This is a genomic window from Nocardia sp. NPDC050717 (assembly GCF_040654275.1).
In the GTDB taxonomy this organism is placed as follows: domain Bacteria; phylum Actinomycetota; class Actinomycetes; order Mycobacteriales; family Mycobacteriaceae; genus Nocardia.
The window spans coordinates 898,870-910,675 of sequence record NZ_JBFAHR010000001.1; the positions used below are offsets into that span (position 1 = coordinate 898,870).

12 protein-coding genes are annotated in these 11,806 nt (G+C 70.2%); 6 read left to right on the forward strand and 6 right to left on the reverse strand.

Annotated elements, in window-relative coordinates; genetic code table 11:
• Positions 1 to 15: 15 nt before the first annotated feature.
• Together dapD and AB0H56_RS04260 are read right to left on the reverse strand one after the other, a co-directional pair.
• Positions 16 to 966, reverse strand: coding sequence for a 2,3,4,5-tetrahydropyridine-2,6-dicarboxylate N-succinyltransferase (dapD, locus tag AB0H56_RS04255; RefSeq protein ID WP_357156888.1), 951 nt, complete (start codon positions 964 to 966; stop codon positions 16 to 18).
• 110 nt (positions 967 to 1,076) lie between these two features.
• The gene (locus AB0H56_RS04260) at positions 1,077 to 1,661 is read right to left on the reverse strand and encodes a hypothetical protein (RefSeq protein WP_233000546.1); all 585 of its coding nucleotides are present in this window, start codon (positions 1,659 to 1,661) and stop codon (positions 1,077 to 1,079) included.
• 225 nt (positions 1,662 to 1,886) lie between these two features.
• Here AB0H56_RS04260 and dapE point away from each other — a divergent pair, with 225 nt between their 5' ends.
• The 6 genes from dapE to AB0H56_RS04290 all read left to right on the forward strand — a co-directional run bounded on the left by dapE (position 1,887) and on the right by AB0H56_RS04290 (position 8,071).
• Positions 1,887 to 2,981 (forward strand): succinyl-diaminopimelate desuccinylase, encoded by a 1,095-nt coding sequence (gene dapE / locus AB0H56_RS04265; RefSeq protein ID WP_357156891.1) that lies wholly within the window; start codon positions 1,887 to 1,889, stop codon positions 2,979 to 2,981.
• 37 nt (positions 2,982 to 3,018) lie between these two features.
• Positions 3,019 to 3,822: a TIGR00730 family Rossman fold protein gene (locus AB0H56_RS04270; protein ID WP_357156894.1), complete on the forward strand. Its 804-nt coding sequence runs from the start codon at positions 3,019 to 3,021 to the stop codon at positions 3,820 to 3,822.
• Positions 3,816 to 4,370 carry a TIGR00730 family Rossman fold protein gene (locus tag AB0H56_RS04275; protein ID WP_357156897.1) on the forward strand — a complete coding sequence of 185 codons (555 nt, stop codon included), beginning with the start codon at positions 3,816 to 3,818 and terminating at the stop codon, positions 4,368 to 4,370. The genes AB0H56_RS04270 and AB0H56_RS04275 overlap by 7 nt, the downstream gene beginning before the upstream one ends.
• 12 nt (positions 4,371 to 4,382) lie before the next feature.
• Positions 4,383 to 6,149 (forward strand): long-chain-acyl-CoA synthetase, encoded by a 1,767-nt coding sequence (locus AB0H56_RS04280; RefSeq protein WP_357156900.1) that lies wholly within the window; start codon positions 4,383 to 4,385, stop codon positions 6,147 to 6,149.
• Between the two features lie 117 nt (positions 6,150 to 6,266).
• Complete coding sequence (folP, locus tag AB0H56_RS04285; RefSeq protein WP_357156903.1) at positions 6,267 to 7,136, forward strand: dihydropteroate synthase; 870 nt, start codon at positions 6,267 to 6,269, stop codon at positions 7,134 to 7,136.
• Entirely contained in the window at positions 7,133 to 8,071 is a 939-nt protein-coding gene (locus tag AB0H56_RS04290; RefSeq protein WP_280339229.1) for a glucosyl-3-phosphoglycerate synthase, read from the forward strand. Before folP ends, AB0H56_RS04290 begins: the two co-directional genes overlap by 4 nt.
• A gap of 328 nt (positions 8,072 to 8,399) precedes the next feature.
• Here AB0H56_RS04290 and AB0H56_RS04295 read toward each other — a convergent pair whose 3' ends face one another.
• The 4 genes from AB0H56_RS04295 to tatB form a co-directional block, all read right to left on the reverse strand.
• Positions 8,400 to 9,575 (reverse strand): XdhC family protein, encoded by a 1,176-nt coding sequence (locus AB0H56_RS04295; RefSeq protein WP_357156906.1) that lies wholly within the window; start codon positions 9,573 to 9,575, stop codon positions 8,400 to 8,402.
• Between the two features lie 88 nt (positions 9,576 to 9,663).
• A complete protein-coding gene (locus tag AB0H56_RS04300) occupies positions 9,664 to 10,206 on the reverse strand; it encodes a hypothetical protein (protein ID WP_357156909.1) in 543 nt (180 codons plus the stop codon).
• A 116-nt stretch (positions 10,207 to 10,322) separates the two neighbouring features.
• Positions 10,323 to 11,180: a hypothetical protein gene (locus AB0H56_RS04305; protein ID WP_110036601.1), complete on the reverse strand. Its 858-nt coding sequence runs from the start codon at positions 11,178 to 11,180 to the stop codon at positions 10,323 to 10,325.
• Positions 11,181 to 11,353: 173 nt separating this feature from the next.
• Complete coding sequence (gene tatB, locus AB0H56_RS04310; RefSeq protein WP_357156913.1) at positions 11,354 to 11,776, reverse strand: Sec-independent protein translocase protein TatB; 423 nt, start codon at positions 11,774 to 11,776, stop codon at positions 11,354 to 11,356.
• Positions 11,777 to 11,806: the final 30 nt, after the last annotated feature.

Sequence of the window (11,806 nt, forward strand, 5' to 3'; positions counted from 1 at the left end):
CCGGGGAAGTACGACTCAGTCGTTGGCGTGCAGCGCGGCGTTGAGCTCGATGCCGGTGCCCGCGCGCGGGACCACCTCGACGGCGCCGGTGGTGGAGTTGCGCCGGAACAGCAGATTGTTCCGGCCCGCCAGGGTCGCGGCCTTGACGACGGTGCCGTCCGGCGCGGTGACCTTGGTGCCCGCGGTCAGGTACAGGCCGGCCTCGAGGACGCAGTCGTCGCCGAGCGGGATGCCGAGGCCGGCGTTGGCGCCGAGCAGCGAACGCTCACCGACCGAGATGACCGTGGTGCCGCCGCCGGACAGGGTGCCCATGGTCGAGGCGCCGCCGCCGATGTCGGAGCCGTCGCCGACCACGACGCCTGCCGAGATGCGGCCCTCCACCATCGAGTTGCCCAGGGTGCCCGCGTTGAAGTTCACGAAGCCCTCGTGCATGACGGTGGTGCCGGAGGCCAGGTGCGCGCCGAGGCGGACGCGGTCGGCGTCGCCGATGCGCACGCCGGTGGGCACCACGTAGTCGACCATGCGGGGGAACTTGTCCACGCTGAGAACCGTCACCGGGCCGCGGGCGCGCAGCTTCAGCCGGGTCTGCTCGAAGCCCTCCACCGCGCACGGGCCGTGGTTGGTCCACACGACATTGCTGAGCAGGCCGAACTGGCCGTCGAGGTTCACCCCGTGCGGCTGGACCAGCCGGTGCGAGAGCAGGTGCAGGCGCAGGTACACGTCGTGCGCGTCGACCGGAGCGGCCGACAGGTCGGCGATCGTGGTGCGCACCGCGATCACCTCGACGCCGCGCGCCGCGTCGGCGCCGAGGAGCTCGGCGAAATCGCCCGCCTCGGCCGCGTCGACGCGCTTGGAGCCGGTCTCGGTGAATTCGCCCAGCTCGGGGCTGGGGTACCAGGTGTCGAGGACGGTGCCGTCCGAGGTCACGTTGGCGATTCCGACTGCGGTTGCTCCCTGAATACTCACATCGCTCATTTTGCCGGGTGCGCGCGCGATTGTGTCGGCCACCCCCGGACAGCGCACGGGTGCGCGAGCGAGAATCGCCCGCGCACCCGTGCGGTACAGCTGTTCGCCGATCAGGGCTGGCCGGTGGCGAACGCGATCACGGAGTCCAGGAATTCCTGGCCACCCATCACGTAGCCGCCGATCAGCATCCCGGCGGGGATGGTGATCAGCCACAGGAACGGGATGAACGCGCCGATGATGCCACCGATGACGATGCCGGGCAGGTTCTTGTTGACCTGCTCCATCAGCCGGTCGTAGGAGCTGATGTCCTTGGCGCCCGCGATGCTCTGCAGCTTCGCGGTGTCCTCCTGCGTCATCGACGCGGCCAGCTTGACGGTCTTGCCGTCCTCGCTGATCTGCTGGTTCACCGCGATCGGCAGGCCGGCGACCTCGGAGCGCAGCGGCGCCTGGTCGACGGTGACGCCGTCAGCGGTCTTGAGCAGCACGGCGCTGCCGTCGGCCGCGACCTCGAACCGGCCGCTGTCGACGGCCCAGGTGATGGTCTTGTCCGCCGGCGAGACCGAGGTGGTGTAGTTGATGCCGTTGTTGGTCCCCGAAGTCGCGCCCCCCGAAGCCACTACAGCGGGCTGCTCGGTCGCCACGGCGGGCTGACCGTTGGCGGTGGCCGCGGAAATCCCCATCGCGGTGATCGCCATGACTGCAGCGGTAGTGATCTTTCCGAACTTCATTTCTGTGTATCCCCTTCGTTTCGCATGCCCTCGGAAATGGGCAGCGCCAGAACGCTAGCGCGACGGAAATGCACTGCCGCGCAAGGGGGTTCATCGTCAAACAATCGTAATATTTGCTGATCGGATGCTTGGCGATGGCGCGCCGCCCGGTGAACGACAGAGCCGGTGCGCGGTCCGTACTACTGTCGAGATGTGACTCTCGATTTGCATGCCGACCCCATTCAGCTCACGGCCGCCCTCGTCGATGTGCCCAGTGTGTCGCGCGACGAGGCCAAGATCGCGGACCTGGTAGAGCAGGCATTACGGGAGCAGACCACCGGGTTCGAAGTGCTGCGGCACGGCAATGTGGTGCTCGCGCGCACCCACCGCGGCCTGCCGACCCGGGTGATCCTGGCCGGTCATCTGGACACCGTGCCGATCGCCGACAACGTCCCGAGCCGCCCGGCGGAGGTCGACGGCGAGCCGGTGCTGTTCGGTTGCGGCACCGTCGACATGAAATCCGGTGACGCGGTGTTCCTGCATCTGGCCGCCACCATCGCCGACCCGGCGCACGACCTCACGCTGATCTTCTACGACGGTGAGGAGATCGCCGCCGAATTCAACGGCCTCGGCCACATCGAACGCGAATTGCCGGAATGGCTCGAGGGCGATCTGGCCGTGCTCGGCGAACCCTCCGGCGGCTGGATCGAGGCCGGTTGCCAGGGCACGCTGCGGGTGCGGCTGAGCACCTCGGGGGTGCGCGCGCATTCGGCGCGGGCCTGGCTCGGCGTGAACGCGATCCACGGGCTGGCCCCGGTGCTGGCCCGGCTCGGCGCCTACGAGGCGCGCGAGGTCGACATCGACGGCTGCGTGTACCGCGAGGGGCTGTCCGCGGTGCGGGTCTCCGGCGGGGTGGCGGGCAATGTGGTGCCCGACGTCGCCGAGGTGGATGTGAATTTCCGTTTCGCGCCGGACCGGACCGTCGAGCAGGCCGTCGAGCACGTGCGCGAGGTCTTCGCCGGCCTCGACGTCGACTTCGTGGTCACCGACTCCTCGCCGGGCGCGCTACCCGGGCTCACCGCACCGGCCGCGCGCACCCTGATCGACTCGGTCAACGCTCACGGCGGCGGTGGCGTGCGCGCCAAGTACGGCTGGACCGACGTCTCGCGCTTCGCCGCCCGCGGCATCCCGGCCGTCAACTTCGGGCCCGGCGACCCCAATCTCGCCCACAAGCGCGACGAGCACGTCCCGCTCGCCCAGATCACGGCCGTCACCGCGATGCTGCGCACCTACCTGTCAGCCCGCTGACGACTGCCGGTAAATCGGGCACAGTAGCGTGGTGGGCATGTCTACCGATTCCGCTGACCAGGCCGGGAAGGTCAAACCGACGGCGAAATTCCGGGGGCCGGTGATGTTCCGGCGCGATCGCAAGCCGGGCGTGCGGACCGCGGATCGAAACCTGCTCGACTCCCGGCAGGACAGCGACTGGGTGCACACCGATCCGTGGCGGGTGCTGCGGATCCAGGCCGAATTCGTGGAGGGCTTCGGCGCGCTGGCCGAGGTGCCGCCCGCGGTCACCGTCTTCGGTTCGGCGCGCACGTCGAGCGCCGATCCCGAATACGCGGCGGGCCGGGCGATCGGCGCCGCGCTCAGTGAGGCGGGCTTCGCGGTGATCACCGGCGGTGGTCCCGGCGCGATGGAGGCCGCCAACCGCGGATCCTCGGAGGCGGGCGGCTATTCGATCGGGCTCGGCATTGAGCTGCCGTTCGAGCAGGGCCTCAACGACTGGGTCGACCTCGGGATCAACTTCCGGTACTTCTTCGTCCGCAAGACGATGTTCGTGAAGTATTCGCAGGCCTTCGTCTGTCTGCCCGGCGGTTTCGGCACCCTCGACGAGCTGTTCGAGGCGCTCACCCTGGTGCAGACCCGCAAGATCACCCGCTTCCCGATCATCCTGTTCGGCACCGCGTACTGGTCCGGGCTCGTCGACTGGCTGCGTGACTCGATGGCCGCGGCGGGCAAGATCTCGCCGGAGGATCTGGACCTGATCCAGCTCACCGACAGCGTCGACGAGGTGGTGGCGATCGTCAAGGGCGTCACCGGAGATCACGCCGACATCGAGCGGCTCGGCACCGAGGACAAGTGGTGAGCTACTCCGTCTGCGTCTACTGCTCCGCCAGCACCACCGATCCCGACCTGCTGAGCCTGGCCGCGCGCACCGGCACCGAGATCGCCCGGCGCGGTTGGCAGTTGGTTTCCGGCGGCGGACACGTGTCGATGATGGGCGCGGTCGCCACCGCGGCCCGCGCCGGTGGCGCGCACACCATCGGCGTGATCCCGAAACACCTGGTGCACAAGGAAGTCGCCGACGTCGACTCCGACGAACTGCTCGTCACCGACACCATGCGCCAGCGCAAGAAGCTGATGGAGGACCGCGCCGACGCCTTCCTCGCGCTGCCCGGCGGCATCGGCACGCTCGAGGAGTTCTTCGAGACGTGGACCGGCGGCTACCTCGGCGAACACACCAAACCCGTGGTGGTGCTCGACGCGGACGGCTTCTACAGCGGCCTGTTCCGCTGGATCGGTGAACTGTCCGAGCGCGGTATGGTGCCCGGCCCCGCGCTCGACCGCATCATCGTCGCCACCGACCTCCCCGCGGCCTTCGCCGCACTCGAACCGGCCGCGGCCCAAGGCTAGGAGTATTTCGACGTGAGCAACGACGCCCGCTCGACCGTCAGCGTGTTCGACCTCGCCAAGGCGCTGCCCGGCATGGCACTGGACGCCCCCGGCATGTTGCGCAACGCGCGCGGAATGCTGGTGGGGCCCAAGGACAAAGCCTCCATCGGCCTGTACTTCCAGCGGGTCGCGCACCGCAGGCCCGATCGCCAGTTCCTGCGGTTCGAGGGCCGCGCCTACACCTACCGCGCCGCCAACAGCGAGGTGAACCGGTACGCGGCAGTGCTTTCCGAGCGCGGCGTGCGGCGCGGCCAGGTGGTCGGCGTGCTGATGACCAACCGGCCCGAGACCCTGTTCACCGTGCTGGCCGTGCTCAAACTGGGCGCCACCGTCGGCCTGCTCAACTACAACCAGCGCGACGAGGTGCTCGCGCACAGCATCGGCCTGCTCGACAGCGTGCTGCTGGTGGCGGGCGCCGAGTGCGCCGAGGCGCTGGACTCGCTGTCGGCGCCGGTGGCGAACGTGCTGCCCGCCGAGGAACTGGCCGAATCCGCCCGCACCGCACCGGATGCCGACCCCGCCGTCTGCGCGCAGGTCACCGCGGGCGAGCGGGCGTTCCTCATCTTCACCTCCGGCACCACCGGCATGCCCAAGGCCAGCGTGATGACCCACCACCGCTGGACCAAGAGCATGGCCGGACTCGGCGGACTCGGAATCCGCCTGCGCGGCAACGACGCGCTGTACTGCTGCCTGCCGCTCTACCACAACAACGCGCTCACGGTCGCGCTGTCGGCGGTGCTGTCCGGCGAGGCCACCTATGTGCTCAGCCGCAAGTTCTCGGCGTCGAAGTTCTGGGACGAGATCGACCGCGAACGCGCCACCGCGTTCATCTACATCGGCGAGCTGTGCCGGTATCTGCTCAACCAGCCGCCGCAGCCCGCCGAGCGCGGCAACCGGGTCCGGCTCGCCGTCGGCAACGGGCTGCGGCCCGAACTGTGGGACGAGTTCCGCAGCCGCTTCGGCATCGGCCGGGTGGTGGAGTTCTACGGGTCGAGCGAGGCGCCGCTGGCCTTCGTCAACGCGTTCGGCGTCGACCGCACCGCGGGCTTCGGGCCGCTGCCCTACGCCGTCGTCGAATACGACGACGAGACCGGCAAAGCCAGGCGCGGCGCCGACGGCAAGCTGCGCAAGGTGCGCTCCGGCGGGGTCGGGCTGCTGCTGGCCAAGGTCAACGATCGGCAGCCCTTCGACGGCTACACCGACAAGAAGGCCTCCGAGGCCAAGCTGGTCCGCGACGGCTTCAAGAAGGGCGACTGCTGGTTCGACACCGGCGACCTGGTCCGCGACCAGCACTTCTGGCACATCGCCTTCGTCGACCGGCTCGGCGACACCTTCCGCTGGAAGGGCGAGAACGTCGCGACCACCGAGGTCGAGGCGGCGCTCGACCACGACGCGAGCATCGAGCAGGCCGTCGTCTACGGCGTCGACATCCCCGGCACCGACGGCAAGGCGGGCATGGCCGCGGTCACCCTGCACCCGGACACCACGTTCGACGGCAAGTCCCTCGCCGCCACCGTCTACCAGCGGCTGCCGGTGTACGCGATCCCGCTGTTCGTGCGGGTCGTGGCCGAACTCGAGCAGACCTCGACGTTCAAGAGCCGCAAGGTGGAGCTGCGCAAGCAGGGGTACGAGCCCGACGCCGAGAGCGAGCTCTATGTGCTCGCCGGCCCCGACACGGGGTACGTCCCCGCCTACGACGGGTACGCCGCCGACGTCGCGGCCGGTAAGGCGCCGCGCTAGCAAGGTAACGTCTGATTCCGCATGAACATCGGTAACTCGTCGGGCGCGCCCGAACCCCGGCCCGCCGTACAACCGCCTGCCTCGCCCCCAAGCAGCCGCGGTGCCGAGTCGTCGGCCGTGGACGTCTCGCCGACCTTCTGCGGCCGTCCGGTCGCCACCGATCGGGCGCTCGTGATGGCGATCGTGAACCGCACCCCCGACTCCTTCTACGACCGCGGCGCCACCTTCAGTGACGAGGCCGCGATGGACCGGGTGGCGCGAGCCGTCGACGAGGGCGCCGATCTGGTCGATATCGGCGGGGTGAAGGCCGGTCCGGGCGAGACGGTCGACGCGGCCGAGGAAACGCGGCGGGTGGTGCCGTTCGTCGCGGCGATCCGCGCGAAGTATCCCGACCTGTTGATCAGTGTGGACACCTGGCGCGGCGGAGTCGCCCGGTCGGCCGTCGCGGCGGGCGCCGACCTGATCAACGACACCTGGGCGGGCGCCGACCTCGAGCTGGTGCACGTGGCCGCGGAGCTGGGCGCGGGCATCGTGTGCAGCCACACCGGCGGCGCCGTCCCACGGACCAGGCCGCACCGGGTGCGCTACGCCGACGTGGTGGCCGAGGTGACCGCGACGGTGGTCGCGGCGGCCGAGCGGGCCGCGGCGGCGGGGGTGCGGCGCGACGGCATCGTGATCGATCCCACCCACGATTTCGGGAAAAACACCTATCACGGGCTCGAGTTGTTGCGCGGAATCGACGGTCTTGTAAAAACCGGATGGCCAGTCTTGATGGCGCTGAGCAACAAGGACTTTATCGGGGAGACTCTAGGTGTCGGTCTGACCGAGAGGGTCGAGGGCACACTGGCGGCAACCGCGTGGTCGGCCGCCGCGGGCGCTCGGATCTTCCGGGTTCACGAAGTCGCCGAAACCCGGCGGGTCGTGGACATGATCGCCGCGATCCAGGGCATCCGGCCCCCCGCACGAACTCTGCGAGGTCTGGCATGAAAATCCAACACCGCGAGCCCGCCTGGGCCACCACCCACACCTGGGACACCCCTGACTGGACGGTCGGCGAACTCGTCGCCGCCAAGGCCGGCCGCACCGTCTCCGTGGTGCTGCCCGCGCTGAACGAGGAAGACACCGTCGCCGACGTGGTGGCCAGCATCCGGCCGCTGCTCGGCACCCTCGTCGACGAGCTGATCGTGCTCGACTCCGGCTCCACCGACGCCACCGCCGCCCGCGCCCGCGCGGCCGGCGCCGAGGTGATCACCCGCGAGGAAGCCGTGCCCGAACTCGAGCCGGTGCCGGGCAAGGGCGAAGTGCTGTGGCGGTCGCTGGCCTGCACCAGCGGCGACCTGATCGCCTTCGTCGACTCCGACCTGATCGACCCCGATCCGGCCTTCGTGCCCAAGCTGCTCGGCCCGCTGCTGACGATGCCGGACACCCACCTGTCCAAGGCCTACTACCGGCGCCCGCTGCGCCAGGGCGAGTCCGTCGACGCCAACGGCGGTGGCCGCGTCACCGAGCTGGTCGCCCGCCCGCTGCTGGCCGCCCTGCGGCCCGACCTGGCCCAGGTCCTGCAGCCGCTCGGCGGGGAGTACGCGGGCACCCGCGAACTGCTCACCGCGGTGCCCTTCGCGCCCGGCTACGGCGTGGAGATCGGGCTACTGCTCGACACCTACGACCGCCTCGGCCTCGACGCCATCACCCAGGTGAATCTCGGCGTCCGCACCCACCGCAACCGCCCGCTCTCGGACCTCGGCGTGATGAGCCGTCAGATTCTCGGAACCGCCCTGCGCCGCAGCGGAGTTCCCGATTCCGGCGCTGCCCTCACCCAGTTTCCGATGATCGGCGGCGAATTCATTCCGCACACCACCGAGGTCTCCCTCGAGGACCGTCCGCCGATGAACACTCTTCGGCCGGAACAGGTCGCGGCTTAGCGGACATCCACAGGGCGCCTTGCCACGTCGGCGAGGCGCCCTCTCCGTGCGCGGGGCGACCGTGCTGGCATGGGGTCCTGCGCGAGCCGGAGATCGGGGCCGTGGGTGGCCGCGACGGCACGGCAGGGTTCGAGTCCCCTCCCCGTGCGGGTGCGTCAGCCACTGTTCGGCGAGCAGGTTCCGGCGGCCGGGGCGGTGCTTCGGCCCTTCGCGCGTGTCCGGCGCAGAGTCGTGTGGTCGAGACCGCTGTGCTGGGGTCGCGGCACAGCAACCCCACCACCTACGTGCGTTCGGCTGGTGCGGCGCGGATCGCGCGGGCGGCCCGCGGCTACGGGCGGTGTATCGGGCCGTCGAGCGTGTCCAGCGGGTGGCCGGTCGCCCCGGCGCGGTCGGCGAGGATCTGGGCGAGGATCGAGATGGCGGTCTCGTCCGGGGTGTGGGCACCGAGGTCGAGGCCGAGTGGACTTCGGATGCGCGCGGTCTCGGCATCAGTCAGGCCCGCCTCGCGCAGGCGGCGGGTGCGGTCGTCGTGGGCGCGACGGGAACCCAGCGCGCCGACGAAGGCGACCGGCAGGCGCACGGCGGTAACCAGCGCCGGGACGTCGAACTTGGGGTCGTGGGTGAGCACGCAGACCACGGTGCGGTCATCGATCCGGCCCGCGCGGAACTCGGTGTCGAGATAGCGGTGCGGCCAGTCGACGACCACCGCGTCGGCGGCGGGGAAACGGGCCGGGGTGGTGAAGGTTTCGCGGGCGTCGACGACGGTGACGTGATAGCCGAGACGGCCCGCGGCGACGGTGAGGGCGCGGGTGTAGTCGTTGGCGCCCGCCAGGATCAGACGGGCGGGGGAGCGGAAGACCTGCACGAAGGTGCGCGGGCGCGCGGTCACGGCGGGCGTGCCGTCCTGACCGCCGATCAGCCCGTTGCGCCCGGTGCCGAGGAGCGCGGCGACGTCCTTGTCGAGCGCTCGCCACGGTGCGATCCGGCCGAGATACACCAGCTGCCGATCCGGCGCAGGCTCGCGGGCGACCGCCGCTTCGCCGCGCGGTGGGCCGGCGTCCCGGCCGAGCCCTCGCCGGGGTTCGACCCGGTCGGCGTACAGCAGTGCCCGATCCGGCGCCGACTCCAGCGTCGTCGCGTAGGCGACCGCCTGCCCGGCCCGCAGTGCGGTGGACAGCGCGTGCAGCAGCGGCAGTGCGGTCCGGTCGAGCCGCTCGACGAACACCTCGATCTCGCCGCCGCAGGGCAGCCCGACCGCGAGTTCGTCGGCGGCCGCGAAGCGTTCGATGCTCGCCACACCGTCGCGCAGGACGACACCGGCCGTGTCCACGATCGAGGATTCGACGCATCCGCCGGAGAGCGAGCCGATGACCCGGCCGTCCGCGGTCACCGCCATCGCCGCACCGGTCTCGCGCGGTCCGGCGCCGGTCCGGTCGACGATCCTGGCCAGCGCGACCGGCTCGTGGGCGAGCACCCCGAGTACCTGTTCCAGCAGCTCGCGCATCGCACACCGGCCTTCCCGGCCACCGTGAACGGTTTGTGACCGTGCAGTCCAGCCTAGCTATCGCACAGCATTCACGCGCGGCGAGAGCTCAGTCGAGGATCTCGCGCTGCTGCAGTTCGACGGGGACGACGCCGCCGTGGAAGAAGTCGCGGAAGATCGGCGCCGCCTGCTCGGCGGTGAACACCTCGTCAGGGTAGACGTAGGTGTCGTCCTCGCCGTGCGGCAGGTAGACCGTCGGTAGGCCGAGCCTGCTGCCGGGCAGGCCGAGGGTGAAGCGGTGCGCGACGTGGTCGACGGTCCGGCGCAGTTGCAGCGTCATCGCGTCGGCGGATCCGGCGCACCACAGCGCGAGTTCGCCGCGCGCGGCGCTCACCGCGGCGGTGATCTCGGTGGCGGGCATCGGCTCGGGCAGCACCGTCAGATCCAGCGCGTAGCGCTGGCGGCCGTCCAGGCGGCGCAGCGGGCGCAGGAAGCTGTCCACATCCTCCTGCGGGCCGATGAAGACCTTCAGGCGGTCGCTGTAGGTCAGCCGATGGGTCGCGACGATCGGGTCGCCCGGTGTGGGATCGGGGGAGCCTGCCGCGCGAACGGGCAGCACCCGGCACGCGCTGGCCTCGGGAGACGAGAACATGTGAAGCTCACCTACTCACACTCGGTTACTCGCTAGCAATCTAACCATCGTTGTCGCTCTGTGAACAATAACAGTAGCGTGATCGAAGTCACAAAAGATGGCGAGTTTAATTTCAGCTATGGACGAGCCCGGGTCGTAGCCAACCTCGGGTCTGTTTCGTGCCGATAGACCGGGGTGAGAAGGTCCGCATCCACTGGTTCTCCGGTAGCGCGGTCATAGCGGACGGCAATGAGAACCGAGAACAAATGGCTGCTGGCCCGCTCGTGCAGGGTGGCCAGACGGGTCGCCAGCAACCGGATCGCACCCAGCGAGCCGGGTGGGTGCAGACCGTCGATGAGCATCACGCTGCCGCGCCGGTCCGGCCGGGGCAGCCGGGCCAGGTACGCGATGTCGTGCGGTTCGGTGCCGCCGGGCCGGTAGACACGCCGCGCGGCCCTGTCCTCGATCCCGCGCCGGGTATCGCCCGCCCTGGTGACGGTCCGGCGCAGCCGGGGATCGGCCACCACCAGCTGACGCAGGCTGGGGGAGAGCTCGGGGCCGCCGAGCACGACCAGCCCGTCGCGATTGAGATCCACGGGCCTGCCGGGCAGGAAGGTCTCCACCGACGCCACGAAACCCAGCTGCCGGAGCAGCTCGGCCAGCCGCTGCGCCGCGGCCGGATCGGGGGCGCCGAGGAGCCTGCCCGCGCGGACCTCCGGCGCGAGCACGGTCAGCGCGCCGTGCCCGAAGAAGAGTCCCTCCGGCACCGGGCCCTGCGTGCTGACCTGATGGATCCGCGCGCGGGAGAGTCCGGCGGCGGCGCCGATCCTGGCGAAGGTCCAGCCCTCGGCATGGAGTTCCCGGATCACGGCTCGCCGGATCCTGGTGAGTTCGTTGATGGTCTGCTGGGCAGCCGCCACCCCGTCGGTGGCTGCTTTGAGTCTTTCGACCTTGTCTTCGATCGCGAAGACTCGTGCCACGTCATCGGCCGACATGTGCGAAGTCTAGACAGCTCGACAGCATTCCGTGTCTATATCGGTTGACATCGAACTGTCTTGCGGCACAAGGGCAGTCATGCCCGGATTGTCGGCAATCACAGTCTGTCGAGGTAGCCGAGGCCCTGTCGGTGCCGCGCGACTTCGTGGCAAATGCCGACCGTGCGGTGTGCTCAGGTGGCGTCGAAGTCGATCGGGGGCCGCTCGTTCGGAGTGAGCGGCTTCGACAGCGACGGCGTCGAGGAGGGGGCGCCCGGCATGCCGCTGCTCGTGCCGAACAGTTCCTTCTTGTCGGGCACCGCGCTCTCCAGATCGCGCAGGATCTTGTCGTCCCCGCCCAGCAGGTGCTTGGTGACCGCGGCGCGCGGGGTCATCCCGCGCAGTTCGTTCAGCTCGGCCAGCGGCTTGCGCAGCTCGTCGAACTCCGGCCCCAGCTCCTGCTTCAGCTGCGTGGTGGCGCCGCTGGCGTAGTCGCGCACCTGGCGCAGGGACTGCGTGGTCCAGCGGACGGCGCCGGGCAGGCGCTCCGGGCCGAGGATCACGAGGGCGGCGACGAGCAGGATCATCATCTCGCTCCACCCGATGTTGCTGAACACGGATCCAGGTTACCCGGCGCGCGGCGCCTC

Coding starts and splice junctions, on each gene's coding strand:
- AB0H56_RS04260 (WP_233000546.1), bottom strand. CDS start 1,661: ATGGCGATCACCGCGATGGGGATTTCCGCGGCCACCGCCAACGGTCAG.
- AB0H56_RS04270 (WP_357156894.1), top strand. CDS start 3,019: ATGTCTACCGATTCCGCTGACCAGGCCGGGAAGGTCAAACCGACGGCG.
- AB0H56_RS04290 (WP_280339229.1), top strand. CDS start 7,133: ATGAAAATCCAACACCGCGAGCCCGCCTGGGCCACCACCCACACCTGG.
- AB0H56_RS04295 (WP_357156906.1), bottom strand. CDS start 9,575: ATGCGCGAGCTGCTGGAACAGGTACTCGGGGTGCTCGCCCACGAGCCG.
- AB0H56_RS04300 (WP_357156909.1), bottom strand. CDS start 10,206: ATGTTCTCGTCTCCCGAGGCCAGCGCGTGCCGGGTGCTGCCCGTTCGC.
- AB0H56_RS04305 (WP_110036601.1), bottom strand. CDS start 11,180: ATGTCGGCCGATGACGTGGCACGAGTCTTCGCGATCGAAGACAAGGTC.